Annotated in this window: 16 protein-coding genes; 7 read left to right on the top strand and 9 right to left on the bottom strand. The window is 59.5% G+C overall.

Features of this window, described 5'->3' with window-relative positions; translation table 11 throughout:
* Position 1: 1 nt before the first annotated feature.
* From M5B98_RS22175 to M5B98_RS22155, 5 genes are all read right to left on the bottom strand, one after another.
* Complete coding sequence (locus M5B98_RS22175; protein ID WP_248743979.1) at positions 2-1,597, bottom strand: ABC transporter substrate-binding protein; 1,596 nt, start codon at positions 1,595-1,597, stop codon at positions 2-4.
* 79 nt (positions 1,598-1,676) lie between these two features.
* The gene (locus M5B98_RS22170) at positions 1,677-3,098 is read right to left on the bottom strand and encodes an OprD family porin (protein ID WP_248743978.1); all 1,422 of its coding nucleotides are present in this window, start codon (positions 3,096-3,098) and stop codon (positions 1,677-1,679) included.
* Between the two features lie 178 nt (positions 3,099-3,276).
* Entirely contained in the window at positions 3,277-4,875 is a 1,599-nt protein-coding gene (locus M5B98_RS22165) for an ABC transporter substrate-binding protein (protein WP_248743977.1), read from the bottom strand.
* Between the two features lie 295 nt (positions 4,876-5,170).
* Positions 5,171-6,793 (bottom strand): ABC transporter substrate-binding protein, encoded by a 1,623-nt coding sequence (locus tag M5B98_RS22160; RefSeq protein ID WP_085711814.1) that lies wholly within the window; start codon positions 6,791-6,793, stop codon positions 5,171-5,173.
* Between the two features lie 260 nt (positions 6,794-7,053).
* Positions 7,054-8,655 (bottom strand): ABC transporter substrate-binding protein, encoded by a 1,602-nt coding sequence (locus tag M5B98_RS22155; protein ID WP_248743976.1) that lies wholly within the window; start codon positions 8,653-8,655, stop codon positions 7,054-7,056.
* 912 nt (positions 8,656-9,567) lie between these two features.
* Between M5B98_RS22155 and M5B98_RS22150 the strand changes: the two genes are divergently transcribed.
* Positions 9,568-9,927: a DUF6124 family protein gene (locus M5B98_RS22150; protein ID WP_248743975.1), complete on the top strand. Its 360-nt coding sequence runs from the start codon at positions 9,568-9,570 to the stop codon at positions 9,925-9,927.
* Between the two features lie 74 nt (positions 9,928-10,001).
* Here M5B98_RS22150 and M5B98_RS22145 read toward each other — a convergent pair whose 3' ends face one another.
* Positions 10,002-10,721 (bottom strand): SIMPL domain-containing protein, encoded by a 720-nt coding sequence (locus M5B98_RS22145; protein ID WP_114881410.1) that lies wholly within the window; start codon positions 10,719-10,721, stop codon positions 10,002-10,004.
* A gap of 227 nt (positions 10,722-10,948) precedes the next feature.
* Between M5B98_RS22145 and M5B98_RS22140 the strand changes: the two genes are divergently transcribed.
* From M5B98_RS22140 to M5B98_RS22125, 4 genes are all read left to right on the top strand, one after another.
* Positions 10,949-12,211: an ATP-binding protein gene (locus tag M5B98_RS22140; RefSeq protein ID WP_085711810.1), complete on the top strand. Its 1,263-nt coding sequence runs from the start codon at positions 10,949-10,951 to the stop codon at positions 12,209-12,211.
* The gene (locus tag M5B98_RS22135; protein WP_003221630.1) at positions 12,204-12,764 is read left to right on the top strand and encodes a response regulator transcription factor; all 561 of its coding nucleotides are present in this window, start codon (positions 12,204-12,206) and stop codon (positions 12,762-12,764) included. Before M5B98_RS22140 ends, M5B98_RS22135 begins: the two co-directional genes overlap by 8 nt.
* Positions 12,765-12,860: 96 nt before the next feature.
* Positions 12,861-14,588: an ABC transporter ATP-binding protein/permease gene (locus tag M5B98_RS22130; RefSeq protein WP_248743974.1), complete on the top strand. Its 1,728-nt coding sequence runs from the start codon at positions 12,861-12,863 to the stop codon at positions 14,586-14,588.
* Between the two features lie 106 nt (positions 14,589-14,694).
* Positions 14,695-15,441 (top strand): FadR/GntR family transcriptional regulator, encoded by a 747-nt coding sequence (locus tag M5B98_RS22125; protein WP_248743973.1) that lies wholly within the window; start codon positions 14,695-14,697, stop codon positions 15,439-15,441.
* Between the two features lie 4 nt (positions 15,442-15,445).
* On the opposite strand, the gene M5B98_RS22120 is transcribed toward M5B98_RS22125, so the two are convergent.
* The 3 genes from M5B98_RS22120 to M5B98_RS22110 all read right to left on the bottom strand — a co-directional run bounded on the left by M5B98_RS22120 (position 15,446) and on the right by M5B98_RS22110 (position 17,424).
* The gene (locus M5B98_RS22120; RefSeq protein WP_248743972.1) at positions 15,446-15,820 is read right to left on the bottom strand and encodes a hypothetical protein; all 375 of its coding nucleotides are present in this window, start codon (positions 15,818-15,820) and stop codon (positions 15,446-15,448) included.
* A 102-nt stretch (positions 15,821-15,922) separates the two neighbouring features.
* Positions 15,923-16,114 carry a hypothetical protein gene (locus M5B98_RS22115; RefSeq protein ID WP_248743971.1) on the bottom strand — a complete coding sequence of 64 codons (192 nt, stop codon included), beginning with the start codon at positions 16,112-16,114 and terminating at the stop codon, positions 15,923-15,925.
* 11 nt (positions 16,115-16,125) lie between these two features.
* On the bottom strand, positions 16,126-17,424 hold the full coding sequence (locus tag M5B98_RS22110; protein WP_248743970.1) for a phospholipase: 1,299 nt from the start codon (positions 17,422-17,424) through the stop codon (positions 16,126-16,128).
* A 236-nt stretch (positions 17,425-17,660) separates the two neighbouring features.
* Between M5B98_RS22110 and kdgD the strand changes: the two genes are divergently transcribed.
* Positions 17,661-18,572, top strand: coding sequence for a 5-dehydro-4-deoxyglucarate dehydratase (gene kdgD / locus M5B98_RS22105; protein WP_007953624.1), 912 nt, complete (start codon positions 17,661-17,663; stop codon positions 18,570-18,572).
* A 61-nt stretch (positions 18,573-18,633) separates the two neighbouring features.
* The gene (locus M5B98_RS22100) at positions 18,634-20,073 is read left to right on the top strand and encodes an aldehyde dehydrogenase family protein (protein ID WP_085711804.1); all 1,440 of its coding nucleotides are present in this window, start codon (positions 18,634-18,636) and stop codon (positions 20,071-20,073) included.
* The last annotated feature ends 58 nt before the right edge of the window (positions 20,074-20,131 follow it).

Here is a 20,131-nt window from a genome sequence, read left to right as displayed (position 1 = left end):
TCTACTTCACCTGGGTGGTGGCGAAGTTATTGGTTGTCAGAGGGCTGATGTGATAACCCTCTACGTTGTTGCGCATTGCCGTGAACATCCGGGTGTGGGCCATGCTGATCCACGGTTGGTCCTGGTTGAAGATGACCTGGGCTTCTTCGTACAGTTTGGCGCGTTCGGCCGGATCTACTTTAGCCCGTGCTTCGTCGAGCAGGGCCTGGAATTTCTCGTTGCACCAGCGAGCGTAGTTTTCGCCGTTCTTGGCGGCTTCGCAACTGAGCATAGGCGTCAGGAAGTTATCCGGGTCGCCGTTGTCGCCCGCCCATCCGGCAGACACGATGTCGTGTTCGCCGTTCTTGGCGCGCTTGAGCATCTCGCCCCACTCCATCACACGAATGTCGAGCTTGATCCCGACTTTCGCCAGGTCGGCCTGCATCATTTGTGCGCCGAGCATCGGATTGGGGTTGGTCGGGCCGCCGCCGTTACGGGTAAACAGGGTAAACACATGACCTTCCGGTACGCCGGCTTCCTTGAGCAGGGCGCGGGCCTTGTCGAGATCGCGGGGAGGGTTCTTCAGGTCGTGGTTGTAGCCCAGCAACGTCGGTGGGTACGGGTTGACCGCGACGGTTGCATTGCCTTTGCCGAACAGCGCGTTGACATAGGCTTCCTTGTCGAAGGCGATATCGATGGCCTTGCGCACCCGTACGTCGCTCATGTACTTGTGCTGGGTGTTCATGGCCATGTAGGACACGGTCATCGCGTCCAGTTCGGCGACCTTCAGGTTCGGATCCTGCTTGATGCTGGGGATATCATCAGGCTTGGGGTAAAGCGCGATCTGGCACTCGTTGGCCTTGAGTTTCTGCTGGCGCACGTTGTTGTCGGTGGCGATGGCCAGGATCAGTGCATCGGCCGGCGGCTTGCCACGGAAATAGTCCGGGTTGGCCTTGAAGCGAACCTGAGCGTCCTTGTTGTAGCGCTGGAAGATGAACGGGCCGGTGCCGATCGGCTTGTTGTTCAGGTCGCCAGTCTTGTCGGCCTTGAGCAACTGGTCGGCGTATTCGGCCGGATAGATCGAGGAGAACGCCATGGCGATGTCGGCCAGGAACGGCGCTTCGCGGCGGGTCAGGGTGAATTTGACCGTATTGTCGTCGACTTTTTCGACGTTTTTCAGCAGTTCCTTGAAGCCCATGCTTTCAAAGTACGGGAAGCCTACTGCCGACAGTTTGTGCCATGGGTGATTCGGGTCCAACTGGCGCTGGAAGCTCCAGACCACGTCATCGGCATTGAAGTCGCGGCTGGGCTTGAAGTATTCGGTGGTGTGAAACTTGACGCCCTTGCGCAGATGGAACGTGTAGGTCAGGCCGTCATCGCTGATGTCCCAGGAATCGGCCAGCGACGGGATCACTTTGGTGGTGCCGGGCTCGAAGCCCACCAGGCGGTTGAAAATGGTTTCGGAAGCTGCATCGCCTGTGACTGCAGTTGTGTATTGGGCTATATCGAAGCCTTCCGGGCTGGCTTCGGTGCAGACCACCAAGGGTTTGGCCGAGACGCCGATGGCGGCGCTCAACAGGGCGGCAGCGATGGCCGCACGTAGGGGAAGCATTTTCATCAAGAACCCTCTGCAATCGGTTGAAGACAAAAAGCCGAGCGGCCGACTCGTCATTGAGTCAGCCGCCGGCACGCGTTTTTTACAGAATGTTGAACGGAATGGTAGTCACGAGACGGAACTCGTTGATGTTGCCATCAGCCTGGTGTTCGCTGGCGCGGTGAGTGGTGTAGGTCGCGCGGATGGCGGTGGCCTTGAGTGGGCCGCTCTGCACGGCGTACGAAGCACCGATGCCATATTCGTAGTGGCTTTCGCCGTCCATCAGGCTCAGGTCGCCGCGCTTGGCGCCCGGATCGGTGTAAGCAGTACCGGTGTAGTGAGTACCGTCGATGCCCCAGCCACGAGCCTGGTAAATGTTGAACTTCAAGCCAGGCACGCCGTATTCGGCCATGTTGATGCCGTAGGCGATCTGGAAGGATTTCTCGTTCGGGCCGTTGAAGTCCGACAGCAGGGAGTTGGCCAGGTAGATGCCGTTGGTTTCGTGCAGGTAGTCGAAGTACTCGTCACCGTTCACTTGCTGGTACGAGAAGGTCAGGCTGTGGGCCTGGTGGGTCAGGCCGAACGACAGCGAGTAGGTATCGTTGTCGATGTTACCCATCAACTTTTTACCTTCGTCGACGGTCTTGTAGTAGTTCAGGCCGGTGGTCAGGCTCAGGACCTGGCTGTCACCCAGTTCATGGGTAGCGCCGAAGTAGTACTGGTTCCAGAAGTCTTCGACGTTGGCCACGTACAGGCTGGTTTTCAGGCTCTTGAGTGGCTGGTAGTTGACACCGCCGGTATAGACCTTGTCGGTTTCAGCGCCGTTGGCACCGTATTCGGTACGGAACTTCGACAGGCTCTGCTCGGTACGTGGCGAAACACGGTCAAAACCGGCCAGGTCGAACGACAGGTTGTTGAATTCTTCACTGTGCAGGCTGATACCTTCGAAGCTGGAAGGCAGCGGACGGTTGCCGATGACGTCGACGATTGGCGTGCTGAAGTTCTGGCGACCGGCGGTCAGGGTGGTGTTCGAAACGCGGAATTTGACGTTGGCCAGACCCAGTTTGCTCCACTGGTCGACAGCATCGCCGTCGGAGTGCGCCAGGGTACGGTTGGAACCGCCGGCGATATCCTTGCGATCTCGATCCAGAACGATCGCGTTGTAGGCCGCCACTTCAGTGCTCACGCCAACGGTGCCTTGGGTAAAGCCCGAGGTGTAGTTGACTATCGTGCCTTGAACCCAGTTGATTCGACGCGGGGTCGCGGTCTTGACGACAGGCGAAGTGTTTTTGTCGCTGTTTTTGACGTAGCTGAAAGTGTCATCACGACGTTTCAGTTCGTTGGCATACCAGTTACGGGTTGTGCCGCCCAGGCTTTGTCCATCGATAAAGCCTTTGGCCTCGCTTTGGGCGCTGCTGCCGGCCAATGTGGTAGGGACGAACTCCTGGCTCGCAGGTTCTGCATACGCCGTGGCGGTGATGCTGCTGATGGCCAAGGCCAGTATCGCGGTGCTGCTCAGTTTCATGGGTGAAGCTCCTTTACTTTCTTTTTATGCCGGCTTTTTTTGTTGGGCCGGTTTTTGGTTTTAGAACTCATTCACACATCGCAAACGTTTGCAAAAGGCCTGATCGGCAAATTTCGGCAAAGCGCTTGCGTGAGGAGGTAGACAGCCTCCTCAGCATTGCGGCTAATCGGTTATGGGTTTAATCGATGCTGACACCCGAAAACACGTTGCGGCCGAAGGGGCTGACCTTGAACCCTTCAACCCTGGCGCTCAGCGGCTGGTTGACCGTCGAGTGGGCGACAGGCGTGATCGGCACTTGCTGCTTGAGCAACTGCTGGGCCTGTTTGTAGAGCACGGTGCGCTGGTCGCGGTCGGTGACGACCTTGGCCTCTTTGATCAGCTTGTCGTAAGCCGGGTCGCACCACATGGAATAGTTGTTGCCGCCAATGGCGTCGCAGCTGTACAGCGTGCCGAGCCAGTTGTCCGGGTCCCCGTTGTCACCGGTCCAGCCGATCAGGCTGACGTCGTGTTCGCCATTCTTGGTGCGCTTGATGTACTCGCCCCATTCATAGCTGACGATCTTCACTTTCAGACCGATCTTCGCCCAGTCAGCCTGGAGCATTTCGGCCATCAGCTTGGCGTTCGGGTTGTATGGGCGCTGCACCGGCATGGCCCACAGGGTGATCTCGGTGCCTTCCTTGACGCCGGCAGCCTTGAGCAGTGCCTTGGCTTTTTCCGGGTTGTAGGCGGCGTCCTTGATCGTGGTGTCGTAGGACCATTGGGTCGGCGGCATGGCGTTGACCGCCAGTTGGCCGGCACCCTGGTAAACAGCGTTGAGAATCCCCTGTTTATTCACCGCCATGTCCAGCGCCTGACGCACTTCGAGCTGGTCGAACGGTTTGTGGCGCACGTTGTAGGCGATGTAGCCGAGGTTGAAACCCGGTTTTTCGATCAGTTGCAGTTTCGGATCGTTCTTCAGTGCCGGCACATCCGCCGGGCGTGGATGCAGCGTGACCTGGCATTCGCCGGCCTTGAGCTTCTGCACGCGAACCGAGGCGTCGGTATTGATCGCGAAAATCAGGTTCTTCAGCTTCACCCGGCTCTGATCCCAGTAATGCGGGTTGCCGGTGTAGCGGATGTTCGAGTCTTTCTGATAGCTCTTGAATACGAACGGGCCAGTGCCGACCGGCTTCTGGTTGATGTCGCTCGGCTTGCCTTCGGCCAGCAGCTTGTCGGCGTATTCGGCGGACAGAATGGCGGCGAAGCTCATGGCGATGTTCTGGATGAACGCGGCGTCGACGCTGTTGAGCGTGAACTCCACGGTCAGCGGCCCGGTTTTTTCGACCTTGGCGATGTTCTTGTTGAGGCTCATCCCGTTGAAATACGGGAACTCGGTCGGATAAGCCTTACGGAAGGGCTGTTGCGGATCGAGCATGCGGTTAAACGTGAACAGCACGTCGTCAGCATTGAAATCGCGGGTAGGTTTGAAGTACGCCGTTGTATGAAATTTCACCCCTTCACGCAGGTGAAAGGTGTACTTGAGGCCGTCCTCGGAAATATCCCAGCTCGTTGCCAGGCCCGGTACGACATTGGTCGCGCCTTTTTCGAACTCGGCCAGACGGTTGTACAGCGGTTCGGCGGCGTCGTTATCGGTCGCGGTCGTGTACTGCGCGGTATCGAAGCCGGCCGGGCTGCCTTCGGAGCAGAACACCAGACTGTCGCTGGCGGCAAAACTCGCGGACGTGGCGGCCAACAGGCCGGCGCCCAGCAATGCGGAAAAAACCAAGGTGTGGCGCATGACGCTCCCTCTTGTCTCAGTGTTTTTCAATGCGCCGCGATCCCTTCCAGGGAAGTTGTGGCCGCATTGAGCTCAATCCAGCAGCAAACCGATAGCCCACGCAGTCACTGGTCAGAACCTGACGGTAGGGGCCGCAGGTCTGGCAGTAAATGCGCTGAGTCCTAAAGACTCGTAGGAAAAGGCGACACGTCCGAAACCAACCTGGTCAGACCAAGTGGAAAAGGATGTAGGCAAATTCCTGACTATTCGGCAGAAAAAAACGGCGACGACGCTGAAAACGTCGGCGCCGGTTTTTTTACTTGATGCTGACGCCGTAGAAGGAGTTCAAGCCGAACGGGCTGATCTTGAAGTCCTGCACGTTGGCGCGCATGGGTTGATACACCGTCGAGTGAGCGATAGGTGTCATAGGGACTGCATCTTTGAGGACGTGCTGCGCCTCTTTGTAGAGTTCGGTGCGCTTGGCCTGGTCAGTGGTGCGCTTGGCTTCTTTCACGAGGCCGTCGAATTTCTTGTCGCACCATTTAGAGAAGTTGTTGCCGCTCAGCGAGTCGCAACCAAACAACACGTTGAGCCAGTTGTCCGGGTCACCATTGTCACCGCTCCAGCCAATGATCATGGCCTGGTTCTCGCCACCTTTGGAGCGCTTGATGTACTCGCCCCACTCGTAGCTGGTGATCTTCACGTTCAGACCGATCTTCTTCCAGTCGGACTGGAGCATTTCGGCCATCAGTTTGGCGTTCGGGTTGTACGGACGCTGAACCGGCATCGCCCACAGGACGATCTCGGTACCTTCCTTGACGCCGGCTTCCTTGAGCAGCTGCTTGGCTTTCTCGGGATCGTACTTGGCGTCCTTGATGGTGGTGTCGTAGGACCACTGGGTCGGCGGCATGGCGTTGACGGCCAGTTGGCCTGCGCCCTGGTAAACCGAGTCGATGATCTGTGGCTTGTTGACGGCCATGTCCAGCGCCTGGCGAACGCGCAGGTCGGCCAGCGGGTTGGCTTCGTTGCTGCCCTTGACCTTGTCCATCACGTTGTAGGCGATGTAGCCCAGGTTGAAACCGGCCTGGTCAGGCATCTTCAGCGCAGGGTCGGCTTTCAATGCGGCGAGGTCGGCCGGACGCGGGAACAGGGTGACCTGGCACTCGTTCTTCTTCAGCTTCTGGATACGCACCGACGGGTCGGTGGTGATGGCGAAGATCAGGTTGTCGATCTTCACGTCTTCAGGCTTCCAGTAATCCTTGTTGCCGGTGTAACGGATGTTGGAGTCTTTCTGGTAGCTCTTGAACACGAACGGACCAGTGCCGATCGGCTTCTGGTTGATGTCGGCCGCCTTGCCTTCCTTCAGCAGCTGGGCTGCGTACTCGGCGGACTGAACCGACGCGAAGCTCATGGCCATGTTCTGGATGAACGCGGCGTCGACTTCTTTCAGAGTGAACTTGACGGTGTGGTCGTCGACTTTATCGATCTTGGTGATGTTGGTATCCATCCCCATGTCGGTGAAGTACGGGAATTCGGTCGGGTACGCCTTACGGAACGGGTCATCCTTGTTAATCATGCGATTGAAGGTGAACAGCACGTCGTCGGCGTTGAACTCACGAGTCGGCTTGAAATACGGGGTAGTGTGGAACTTCACGCCTTCACGCAGGTGGAAGGTGTAGGTCAGGCCGTCCGGGGAAATGTCCCAGCTGGTCGCCAGCCCAGGAACAACGGCGGTGCCGCCACGCTCGAACTGGGTCAGACGGTTGAACATGGTTTCGGCTGAGGCGTCGAAGTCGGTTCCGGTGGTGTATTGGCCTGGGTCGAAACCGGCCGGGCTGCCTTCGGAGCAGAACACCAGGTTAGTCGCAGCGGAAGCGAAAGGTGCGGAGGCTAACAAGCCTGCGCCGACTAAAAACGGAATGACCGCGTGTTTAAGCATGTTGGCCTCATGATTTGTTGTCATTTTTTAATATTGAGGTACGACCTCGTGAGTCGTGCCTGCGGATACTTATGCAGGGCCCATACCCAATGCAAGATCCAGAGCGCCCGGCGGCATCAAACGGTGGCACGAACGTACCTTAATGTCGCATCTGTATAACTTCTGACGCATTTGACCGTTTGCGGTCGGTTTTTACGGTGCAAATGAAGCCCCAAAACGGTGCATTGGTCACGATTTGCGCGCCGCCTTGGGGCCGGGTGTTACTTATTTATACCCACGCCATAGAACGGGGTTAGACCGAACGGGCTGATCTTGAAGTCGGTGACTTCCTTGCGCAGCGGCTGGAACACCGTGGAGTTGGCGATCGGCGTGATCGGCACTTGCTGTTTAAGGATCAGTTGCGCCTGTTGATACAGTTTTACCCGCTGTGATTTATCGGTGGCCACCTTGGCTTGCTGCACCAGTTTGTCGTAGGCCGGATCGCACCACTTGGCGTAGTTGCTGCCTTTCACCGCCGCGCAGCTGTAAAGCACGCCCAGCCAGTTGTCCGGGTCGCCGTTGTCACCGGTCCAGCCGTAGATCATCGCGTCGTGTTCGCCATTCTTGGCACGCTTGATGTACTCGCCCCACTCATAGCTGACGATGTTGGCCTTGATGCCGATATTCTCCCAATCCTGCTGGATCATCTGTGCCGACATCCGTGCATTCGGGTTGGACGCACGCTGCACGGTCATCGCCCAGAGGTTGATGGTTGTACCCGGTGCAACCCCGGCTTCCTTGAGTAGCGCCTTGGCTTTTACGGGATCGTACGGGGCGTCCTTGATATTCGGGTCATAGGACCATTGCGCAGGCGGCAAGGCGTTCTGCGCCAACTGCCCGGCACTCTGATAAACGGCCTTGATGATCGCCGGTTTGTCGATGGCCATGTCCAGAGCCTGACGCACCTTTAATTGGTCCAGCGGCGGGTGAGTCGTGTTGTAGGCAAGGAAACCGAGGTTGAAACCGGCCTGCTTCAAGACGCGCAGGTTCGGGTCTTTTTCCATTACTTCGATGTCGGCCGGGCGCGGGTAGCCGCTGACCTGGCATTCGCCGGTCTTGAGCTTCTGCAGGCGGACGGCGGCGTCCGGGGTGATCGAGAACACAAGGTTGTCGATTTTCACATCTTCGGGTTTCCAGTAGTCCTTGTTCGCCGCATAGCGGATCTGCGAGTCCTTCTGGTAGCGCTTGAACACGAACGGGCCGGTGCCGACCGGTTTCTGGTTGATGTCTGCTGCCTTGCCTTCCTTCAGCAACTGCGCGGCGTATTCGGCCGATTGCACCGAGGCGAAGCTCATGGCGAGGTTTTGCACGAACGCGGCGTCGACGTTGTTCAGGTTGAAGCGCACAGAGTTTTCGTCGAGTTTTTCCACGGACTTGATCGTGGTGTTCAGGTCCATGTCGGTGAAGTAGGGGGACTCGGCGGGATAGGCCTTGCGGAAGGCGTTGTCCGGGTCGAGCAGACGCTGGAAGGTGAACAGCACGTCGTCGGCGTTGAAGGTGCGGGTCGGGGTGAAGTAATCCGTGGTGTGGAATTTTACGTTCTGGCGCAGGTGGAAGGTGTACTGGAGGCCGTCCGGGGTTACGTCCCAGCTTGTGGCCAGACCGGGTTCGACTTCGGTGCCGCCGCGTTTGAATTGGGTGAGGCGGTTGAAGACGGTTTCGGCGGAGGCGTCGAAGTCGGTGCCGCTGGTGTATTGGCTGGGGTCGAAGCCTGCGGGGCTGGCTTCGGAGCAGTAGACCAGGGTTGTTGCTGCGTTGGCGATTGGGGTTATGGCGGTCAGGGCCAGGGTTATTAGAAGTGGTTTTAGGGTGAATCTATGCATGTCTGGCCCGTGGGTCTGGAGGTGGTTGTTCCTTGAGGTTAGCGGGGATTTGAGGGGGGCCGGAAATATCGTTTTTCTAGGTTAGGTGTCTATCTCGGTATATCTGGGGGGGGTGAACATATCCGTTTCTTCGGGTGTTGCCGCTGGCGGTTCCGCTTTTACAGCGGGTCACTTTTTACAAACGCCTAAAAAGTAACCAAAAACGCTTGCTCCTGCGTTCGGCCCGCTCGCTGAGGCTCGGGGTTCCTTCGCTCCGGGATTCATCCGGGGGGGCATCGCCTACGGTTTGCTTCGCTGCACCTCCTCTCGATGTGTTTGGCTTCGCCAAACGGTCGCTGCGCTCCCACCCCCGGATAAATCCCTCCACTCAGCCTTCCGACGTCGCCCGTGGATCAAGATCAAGAGCTGCAGCCGAGCTAACGCTCATCCTGTTGAGTGGTGGAAGCCAAAGCCAGAGTGGAGTTGTATGCGTTTTAGAACTCGAGTTCACCTCGGTATCTCACGTCGGCGTATTCCATTTAAACAACGCGGTCAGTCCCCTCTCCCTCCGGGAGAGGGCTAGGGTGAGGGCTGCTTCTGAAGCTGTTTAAATCTCAACAACAACACCGGATCCTTCCCACAATGTTTTCAGGTTGTCCGTCGGAAGCACGCTCTCTAGTCTTTGGTTGTCGCAGAAGATTCTGCGATCGGGAGGTGAGATTCCCGGTTACTGAATTTGGAAACCAGCGCAAGCCGCCCCATAATCGCCGCCAGTTCATGCTGTCGGCAGTTCTTTATGGCGGCTATGTACGGGCGGACTTCGGTCCGGCCGGGTTGGTTTCCTTACCGGTAATCTCACTCCGTACATAGTTGCCACCTCATTTCGCGAGTGAGATCGGAAATGAGTGGCGCACATTCATAAGGAAATGCTCCATGAACAAGCCAGTACCCGATCCGCCACTTGAATCACCCACCCCCCTCGAAGAAGCCATGCGCGCCGAAGACCTCGCCCGCAACCGCGAAGCCATCAAACGCGCCCTCGACTATTACCTGTGCCCCAATCCTTCCAGACCGCGCCCGAGCACGATGTATATGGTCACGCCCAACGTCGACACCGAAAGCCTGCTGGCCAACGCCTGCGAGTCCCTGGCGTCGGCCAGTACCATCGCCAGCAATTTCGCCAATGAACTCAGCGGTTCGCAGCGTAGTACGGCGCTCGGCATCCAGCAGATCATCATGCTGGCCGAGCTTGCGGTGAACCGGGCGCTGGATCGGGTTGATCCGCGAGCCTGACAACGCAAATCCCGGGCACAAAAAAAACCGGCGATCATTACTGATCGCCGGTTTTTCATTCAGCCGTCATTCAATCACTGCATCAACACTTCGATCGAGCCGTCGGCCGTCAGGCTGACCTGGCTGGTGCCCGCTTCGACTTCAGGTGTCACTGGCGCTGCATCCATACCCGCGGCGGCTTTCATCATCATCGGGGCACGCATGTACGGTTGTGGGTAGCCGTTGCTGTTGAGGTTCAGGTTGACGATTTTGTAGCCCTTGCCGCCGAGGGCGTCGGTGGCCAGTTGGGCGCGGGCCTTGAAGGCGGTGACGGCTTCTTTCAGCAGTTTGTCTTCGCTGGCCTTGCGGGTCGGGTCGGCGATGGCGAAGTCCATGCCGCCCATTTTCAGGTCGGTCAGCAACTCGCCGGTGAGTTTGGACAGGGCGGCGAAGTCGGTGCTTTCCAGGCGCAGTTCGGCGCGTTCGCGCCAGCCGGTGATTTTCTGGCCCTTGGTGTCGTAGATCGGGTAGCTGTTGCGGCTGCCCTGGCGCAGGGTGATGTCTTTGACTTGCTTGGCCTGGGCGAGCGCCTTGTTCATGGTGGTGCTGACGTCGGCGGCGAGTTTGGCCGGGTCAGTGTTCTGTTCTTCTGTGTAGAGGGTCACGATCATCAGGTCGCGGGCCACTTCCTGGCTGACTTCGGCGCGCAGGGAAATCTGGTTGTAGTGCAGCTCATCGGCGGCCAGGGCCGGAAGGCTGGCGACGCTGCCGACGGTCAGGGCGAGAAGGGCGGCGCTGCGGCGAAATGTGTGCATGAAAGCTCCTTGATGAGGGCGCAGGTGATGGTTCGGGGGGCCTGCGTGAAACCATCAGACTCTAGCTTTTGTGATCCGGTTCGCCCAGTTACAACTTCTATACAGATGGGCCTTATAGCCGCCGCGACGCTTTTTGCCATGTGGTCGTTTGCCGCACTTTCGCCTCTCAAGCCCGCGCCTTGGTTATACTCCGTGCGATCCGCCTGGAGCGCTCATCAGGAGAGCTCATGCTCGCCCCCGTACAACTGACTTCCGCCACTCGCCAGAACCTCTGGCGGCTGACTTTCATCCGCACCCTGGTGCTGGCCGCGCAGGCCGGTTCCGTGGGCCTGGCCTACTGGCTGGAGCTGTTGCCGTTGCCGTGGGTGCAATTGGTGATGACCCTCGGCTGTTCGATTCTGCTGTGTGTGTTCACCGCCGTGCGCCTGCGCACTTCGTGGCCGGTCACCGAACTCGAATACGCGCTGCAACTGGCCTGCGACCTGGTTATCCACAGTGCCTTGCTGTATTTCTCCGGTGGTTCGACCAACCCGTTCGTTTCTTATTATCTGGTGCCGCTGACCATCGCTGCGGTGACACTGCCGTGGCGTTATTCGGTGGTGCTGTCCGGTATTGCGCTGGCCTTGTACACCCTGATGCTGACGCATTTCTATCCGCTGGAAACCCTGCCGGTGGCCCGGGAGAACCTGCAGATCTACGGCATGTGGCTGAGCTTCGCCCTCGCAGCGGCGGTGATTACGTTCTTCGCCGCGCGCATGGCCGAAGAGCTGCGCCGTCAGGAAGAGTTGCGTGCAATCCGCCGCGAAGAAGGTCTGCGCGATCAGCAATTGCTGGCCGTGGCGACTCAGGCCGCCGGTGCCGCTCATGAACTGGGCACGCCGCTGGCGACCATGAGCGTGTTGCTCAACGAAATGCAGCAGGATCATCACGACCCGATGCTTCAGGAAGACCTGAAGGTGTTGAAGGATCAGGTGAAGCTCTGCAAGGAGACCCTGCAACAACTGGTGCGCGCCGCCGAGGCCAATCGCCGGATGGCAGTGGAGATGCAGGACGTCACCGAGTGGCTCGACGAGGCGCTCAACCGCTGGCACTTGATGCGCCCCGAGGCCAGTTATCGCTTCCAGCGCCTGGGCCAGGGCACGCTACCGCGTGTGGCGCCGCCGCCGGATCTGACCCAGGCGCTGTTGAATCTGTTAAACAACGCCGCCGACGCCTGCCCGGAAAACCTTCAGGTGACCCTGGACTGGACCGCCGAAGACCTGACCATCAGCATCCGCGATCATGGGGCCGGTGTGCCGCTGGCCATCGCCGAACAGATCGGCAAACCGTTTTTTACCACCAAGGGCAAAGGTTTCGGCCTGGGCCTGTTTTTGAGCAAGGCCAGCGTGACACGCGCCGGCGGCTCAGTGAAACTCTATAGTCATGAGGAAGGCGGCACGCTCACCGAGCTGCGCCTGCCCCACGGCGCCCGAGGAGAGCAACATGAGTGACGAAATCCAAGTCGAAGGTGAAGAACTGCCGCATTTGCTGCTGGTCGATGACGACGCGACCTTTACCCGGGTGATGGCTCGTGCCATGGCTCGCCGTGGTTTTCGCGTCAGCACCGCCGGTTCCGCCGAGGAAGGCCTGACCATCGCCCAGGCCGATCTGCCGGACTATGCCGCGCTGGACCTGAAAATGGACGGCGACTCCGGTCTGGTCTTGCTGCCCAAGCTGCTGGAGCTGGACCCGGAAATGCGCGTGGTGATCCTCACCGGTTACTCGAGCATCGCCACCGCGGTCGAAGCGATCAAGCGCGGCGCCTGCAATTACCTGTGCAAGCCCGCGGACGCCGACGACGTGCTGGCGGCGCTGCTCTCCGAACACGCCGACCTCGACAGCCTGGTGCCGGAAAACCCGATGTCGGTGGACCGTCTGCAGTGGGAACACATCCAGCGCGTGCTGACCGAGCACGAAGGCAACATCTCCGCCACTGCCCGCGCCCTGGGCATGCACCGCCGTACCCTGCAGCGCAAGCTGCAGAAGCGCCCGGTTCGTCGCTGAACCTGCGCTGAACGGCCATCGCCAGCCCTCGCGATAAAGCGCACCGATCAACTATGATCGGTGCGTGTCTGTTCTTTTCTTTATCGAGCCTTTTCCATGAATCAGAACGCTGAATATTCCGCGGTCAACGATGCTGTGCGCGGGCAGTTTTTTCGCAAGGTGTGGGCCATGACCACGCCTTACTGGCGCAGCGAAGAGAAGGGCAAGGCCTGGACGTTGCTGATTGCCGTGATTGCACTCTCGCTGCTCAGCGTGGGCATCTCGGTGTGGTTCAACACTTGGTACAAGGATTTCTACAATGCGCTGCAAAAGAAAGATGAAGCGGCGTTCTGGCATCTGATCCTGTACTTCTGCGCGATTGCTGCGGTCGCGATTGTCGGTGCGGTGTATCGGCTCTACCTGACTCAGATGCTGACGATCCGCTGGCGGGCCTGGCTTACTGAAAAGCATTTTTCCCGTTGGCTCGCCGACAAGAATTACTACCAGCTGGAGCAGGGTGGTTACACCGATAACCCGGACCAGCGGATTTCCGAAGACCTCAACAATTTCACCTCCAATACCCTTGAGCTGGGTATCGGGCTGCTGCGCAATATCGTCAGCCTGGTGTCGTTTTCGATTATTTTGTGGGGCGTCTCGGGCAGCATCGAAGTCTATGGCATCACCATTCCCGGCTACATGTTCTGGTGCGTGCTGGTTTACGCGGTGGTGGGCAGTTGGCTGACGCACTTGATCGGTCGTCGTTTGATCGGTCTGAACAACCAACAACAACGCTTTGAAGCCGACCTGCGTTTTTCCATGGTGCGGATTCGGGAAAATGCCGAAAGCATTGCTCTGTACAACGGCGAACCGAATGAGAATCGTCGCTTGAGCGGCCGCTTCGGCAATGTCTGGCACAACTTCTGGGACATCATGAAAGTCTCCAAGCGCCTGACGTTTTTCACGGCCGGTTACAGCCAGGCCGCGATCATTTTCCCATTCATCGTCGCCTCGCCGCGTTACCTCGCCGGCAAGATCGAGCTCGGTGAACTCATGCAGATCAGCTCGGCATTCGGCAACGTTCAGGAGAGTTTCAGCTGGTTCATCAGTGCTTACCAGAACCTCGCTTCCTGGCGTGCCACGTGCGATCGTCTGCTGAGCTTCCATCAGGCCATGACCAGCAACGAAGAGCGTGCACCGGCCATCGACGTGCAGAATCAGGGCGGCGAATTGAAGGTGCACAACCTCGGGCTCGATCTGGCCGATGGTCGTCACCTGCTGACCAGTGCCACGATGACCGTAGAACCGGGCGACCGGGTGATGCTCAGTGGCCGCTCCGGCAGCGGCAAGTCCACGCTGTTCCGGGCTATGGGGCATCTGTGGCCGTCGGGTCACGGCAGTATCCGCTTGCCGTCCGCCCGTTATCTGTTCCTGCCACAGAAACCGTATCTGCCGATCGGCACCCTGCGCGACGCCTTGAGTTATCCACAACCGGGCGACACCTACGCGCCGGAACGTTATGCACAAGTGCTGGAAACCTGCCGTCTGCCGCATCTGGTGGCGCGACTGGACGAAGCCAATCACTGGCAACGCATGCTCTCGCCGGGTGAGCAGCAACGTCTGGCCTTCGCCCGTGCGCTGCTCTACGCACCGCACTGGCTGTACATGGACGAAGCGACGTCGGCGATGGACGAAGAAGACGAGGCCACGCTGTATCAGGCCCTGATCGATCAGTTGCCGGGCCTGAGCATCGTCAGCGTCGGCCATCGCAGCAGCCTCAAGCGCTTCCATCCACGGCATGTACGGATCGACAGCGGGCATCTGGTCGAACAGACCGTCACGGCCTGATGTGCACCGTCCTCTGTGGGAGCCCTCTCCCACAGAGGACGGTGATCGTACAACTCCCTTGGGCTATGATGCCCCTCTTACCGAATTTTCGAGACAAACGCAGACCATGGAAACCCCGATCGACACCCCGCGCCTCCCTCGCAAGCGCCGCAGCCTGGCACAGGAACTGGTGACGGTGCTGACCGAGCAGATCCGCGACGGTCTGCTCAAGCGTGGCGACAAGTTGCCCACCGAGTCGGCGATCATGGAAGCCCATGGCGTCAGCCGCACCGTGGTGCGCGAGGCGATTTCCCGGCTGCAGGCTGCAGGGCAGGTCGAAACCCGACACGGCATCGGCACCTTCGTCCTCGACACCCCGAGCCCGAGCGGTTTCCGGATCGACCCGGCCACCGTGGTCACCTTGCGTGACGTGCTGGCGATTCTCGAATTCCGTATCAGCCTGGAAGTCGAATCCGCCGGCCTCGCTGCACAGCGGCGCAGCGCCGAACAACTGGCCGCGATGCGCGCCGCCCTCGATGCGCTGAACGAAAGCGTGGCCCATGCCAGCGATGCGGTGGCGTCGGACTTCCAGTTCCACCTGCAAATCGCGCTGTCCACCGGCAACCGCTACTTCACCGACATCATGATCCACCTGGGCACCAGTATCATTCCGCGCACGCGCCTGAATTCGGCGCGCCTGGCCCATGACGACCAGCAGCACTACATGAATCGCCTGAGCCGCGAGCACGAAGAAATCTACGAGGCCATCGCCCGCCAGGATTCCGATGCCGCCCGCGCGGCCATGCGCCTGCACCTGACCAACAGCCGCGAACGGCTGCGTCAGGCGCACGAAGAGGCGCAGGCCCAGGGTTGAGGAGTCAGGCTTCGATGTAGAGCTTCAGCGGCTCCGAACACGGTTCCAGACTGGACTCATCGGCGAACTTGTAGCGCAGCTCGACGGTGCTGTTCAGGTACTTTTCCAGCTCGAATCGGGGGATGCTCAATTCAATTCCGGTCAAGCCGACCATATCGTCAAGTGCGTCATCCCAGACGCCGGTCGGCTCCGACAAGCCCTGCCATTCAGGCTCTTCCGGATCCTCGCCGAGGATCGGGTACACATCCCAGTTCGGCGAGGTGTTCTGGCCGTCGGGTACGCGGACGATCAGGTCATCATCCAGGGCCGACAGCCGCAGGATGATCGAGTCGCTGGCGTGATCGGGAAATTGCGGAAGGTGTGCAGCGGCAAACGTCATGGCTCGTTCTCCTTGAAAGATCTGCCGCGATCCTTCGCGGCAGTCGTCGCACTTTACCCGGCGAATTGATGAGGCGCGCCGGGGCAATCTTGTCCGGGCATTTCAGCTCTGGGGCAGAATCGAACGATCGACCCTGACCGCCAGTTTGCCCGGGCCCGGCCTGACGTCGAATGTTGCGTGCCCCTGAGCGTCCACTGACGTCCGGGCGATGGCCACGCCGTCGCGCAGCAATTGCAGCGGCGCACCTTTCAACGATTGGCCTGAGGCCAGTTCCACTTTCAATTTTATGCTCATCGAATTGCTCCTTAATTCGTGTTGCCGGTCGGGTGATAGTCCTTGAGCAGCAGGTAAGTGCTCCAACCCCACCAGTCGTCGACGGTGGCGGTGTCGTTGAGGTTGTTCACGTCCTTGCGGCGCAGGACTTTGTTGCCCTGAAGGCGGAACAGTGGCGAGAAGTTGTTGGCCAGGTTCATCACGGCAGTCAGGTCCGGCAGCCGTTGCAGCGCGTTGAAGGTGGTCGGCACGTTGCCGCTTGAATACGCGGCATACACCTCGTCCGCCGAATCCTGCACCGCCAGATTCACCTGATTGCGATTGTCGGCGTCCGTGGCGTCGAAGTAGCGCTTGTCACCGAAGGCGCGCCATTGTTCGCCATGTCCGTTGCGCACCTTGAGCCCGAACTTGCTGTCTTCGTCATGCATGAAGCGGGTGATCAGCGAACCCAGATCGCTCGGCGTTACGACGGCGGCCATGGCCTTGCGCGGCACTCGCAAATGCCCGGAGGAGAACAGGTCGGTGAGGTAGTGGTCGGCAAACGCATTCATCGCGTAGGCCCGTTCCAGTTGCAGCTCGTCCTGACTGGCGTGGGCGGCTGCGGCGGTTTGCAGTGCGACGGTGTGCCCGGCGATGTAGGCCTGCCGGGCCCATTCGCCGAAGTGGTCGGCGTTGTTCGCCGCCAGTTTCAGGTAGCGTCCGAGGGGGAACAGTGCCGAGACGAAACTGCCGCCGCCGGTGATTTTGTTCCACTCTTCCGACAACGTATCTCCCAGCGCGTCATAGGCTTCGTGGGGTGGTTTGCCGTCCTTGATTGCCTGTTTAACGGCATCGATCTCTTTTTGCATGATCGCCAGAATTTGTGGCGCTTCAGCCTTCGATGTCGGCAGGGCATCGAGGGTGTCGAACGCCGCTGAAAAGCGCTGAAGGCGATCCGCCGGAGTCGCACCTTCGTTGATTGGCCGGTCGGCGATTCCGTAGAAATCGCCACCCAGCGCGAGCACCTGGCCATAGGTCAGCGCCAGTCCGTTCGGCAGATGCAGGGGCACGTTTTGCGCGAGCACCGGCTCGGCGTTTTCAACGAAGCGCAGCCGGGTGTTATCACCGATCGCGGTGTGCTCCGCGCCTTCGAAACGCAGCGGCGGTTTGCCTTTCATGGCTTTGCCGGTCAGTGCGGGGGAGGGTTCGACATCGCTGTGCGAGTCGGCGATATGCAGCATCAGGTGTGGGTTTTCGGCAGGGAAGTCGATGCCGCCGGGGGTAAACAGATCATCGAAACGGGCGATGACCGGTGTGGGTTTTTCAAGGCATTTTGGTTGTAGACCGGACATTTCTTTCTCCTTGATATGTCGTCGGTGGGTTCTTATTTTGCTGTATGCATATACAGTAAATTCGAGCCTAGTCGAGAAATCTCCTACGTCAAAAAGAAATCTTGTCCGACAAAAAATGCCTCCCAGCGATGAAATGCAGTTGACGGTTATCTTTTAAGTTGTACGATGACCTACAACTTCGGCGAAGGCTGAACGGTCCACTCACAAAAAAACGTTGCTACCAGGGTGTTCGAATAATGAATCCACAAGAACTGAAGTCCATCCTCTCTGCCGGCCTGCTGTCGTTCCCGGTCACCGATTTCAATGCCCAGGGCGATTTCAACCGCGCGGGCTATATCAAACGCCTGGAATGGCTGGCCCCGTACGGTGCTTCGGCCCTGTTCGCCGCCGGTGGCACCGGTGAGTTCTTCTCCCTGGCCGCCAGCGAATACTCGGAAATCATCAAGACTGCCGTCGACACTTGCGCCAGCAGCGTGCCGATCCTCGCCGGTGTCGGCGGTTCGACCCGCCAGGCCATCGAATACGCTCAGGAAGCCGAGCGTCTGGGCGCCAAAGGCCTGTTGCTGCTGCCGCACTACCTGACCGAAGCCAGCCAGGACGGTGTTGCCGCCCACGTTGAAGCGGTGTGCAAATCGGTGAACATCGGTGTGGTGGTCTACAACCGCAACGTCTGCCGCCTGACCGCGCCGCTGCTGGAACGTCTGGCCGAGCGCTGCCCGAACCTGATCGGTTACAAGGACGGTCTGGGCGATATCGAGCTGATGGTGTCGATCCGTCGTCGCCTCGGTGATCGCTTCAGCTACCTCGGTGGCCTGCCGACCGCAGAAGTCTATGCCGCTGCCTACAAGGCACTGGGCGTGCCGGTCTACTCGTCGGCGGTGTTCAACTTCATCCCGAAAACCGCGATGGACTTCTACCACGCGATTGCCCGCGAAGATCACGCCACCGTCGGCAAGATCATCGACGACTTCTTCCTGCCGTACCTGGACATCCGCAACCGCAAGGCCGGTTACGCCGTGAGCATCGTCAAGGCAGGCGCCAAGATCGCCGGCTATGACGCAGGCCCGGTGCGGGCGCCGCTGACCGACCTGACCCGCGAAGAGTACGAAATGCTCGCCGCGCTGATCGACAAGCAAGGTGCGCAGTAACACAACCCTATAAACAAGGCCGCTGAGCAATCAGCGGCTTTTTGCGTCAGGAGAATGATTCGTGACCAAGCGCTATGACAACTACATCAACGGTGAATGGGTCGCCGGCAACGATTACTCGGTCAACATCAACCCGTCCGAGCTGAGCGACACCATCGGCGACTACGCCAAGGCTGACCTGGCTCAGGTCAACGCCGCCATCGACGCCGCGCGCGCTGCGTTCCCGGCGTGGTCGACTTCGGGCATTCAGGCTCGCCACGATTCGCTGGACAAGGTCGGCACCGAGATCCTCGCCCGTCGCGAAGAACTCGGCACCCTGCTGGCCCGGGAGGAGGGCAAGACCCTGCCGGAAGCCATCGGCGAAGTGACCCGCGCCGGCAACATCTTCAAGTTCTTTGCCGGCGAGTGCCTGCGTCTGTCCGGCGACTACGTGCCGTCGGTGCGCCCGGGCGTCAACGTTGAAGTCACCCGCGAAGCCCTCGGTGTGGTCGGCCTGATCACCCCGTGGAATTTCCCGATTGCGATTCCGTCGTGGAAAATCGCCCCGGCCCTGGCCTACGGCAACTGCGTGGTGTTGAAACCGGCGGATCTGGTGCCGGGTTGCGCCTGGGCGCTGGCCGAAATCATCTCCCGCGCAGGTTTCCCGGCCGGTGTGTTCAACCTGGTGATGGGCAGCGGTCGCGTAGTGGGTGAAGCGCTGGTCAACAGCCCGAAAGTCGACGGCATCAGCTTCACCGGCTCCGTCGGCGTCGGTCGTCAGATCGCGGTCAACTGCGTCTCGCGCCAGGCCAAGGTTCAGCTGGAGATGGGCGGCAAGAACCCGCAGATCATTCTCGACGACGCCGACCTCAAGCAGGCGGTGGAGCTGTCGGTACAGAGCGCGTTCTACTCCACCGGCCAGCGTTGCACCGCGTCGAGCCGACTGATCGTCACCGCCGGGATTCACGACAAGTTCGTTGAAGCCATGGCCGAGCGCATGAAGTCGATCAAGGTCGGCCACGCGCTGAAGGCCGGCACCGACATCGGTCCGGTGGTCTCGCAAGCGCAGCTTGAACAGGACTTGAAATACATCGACATCGGCCAGTCCGAAGGTGCCCGCGTAGTCAGCGGCGGTGGTCTGGTGACCTGCGACACCGAAGGTTATTTCCTCGCGCCGACGCTGTTTGCCGACAGCGAAGCCTCGATGCGCATCAGCCGCGAAGAGATCTTCGGCCCGGTGGCCAACATCGTCCGCGTGGCGGATTACGAGGCTGCACTGGCCATGGCCAACGACACCGAATTCGGTCTGTCGGCGGGCATCGCCACGACGTCGCTGAAGTACGCCAACCACTTCAAGCGTCATTCCCAGGCCGGGATGGTGATGGTCAACCTGCCGACCGCCGGCGTCGATTACCACGTTCCGTTCGGGGGCCGTAAGGGTTCATCCTATGGCTCACGTGAGCAAGGCCGTTATGCGCAAGAGTTCTACACCGTGGTGAAAACCGCCTACATCGGTTCGTAAGTCGCTGCACCCGCGCAGGGTTATTGCCAAGGCCCTGCGCGGCACAAGACCAAAGAAT

The sequence above is a fragment of the Pseudomonas sp. MWU12-3088 genome (assembly GCF_023242405.1).
GTDB classification, from domain to species: Bacteria; Pseudomonadota; Gammaproteobacteria; order Pseudomonadales; family Pseudomonadaceae; genus Aquipseudomonas; species Aquipseudomonas kribbensis.
Note: the sequence above shows the minus strand (reverse complement) of the source record. Positions and strands in the feature narration are given on the sequence as shown.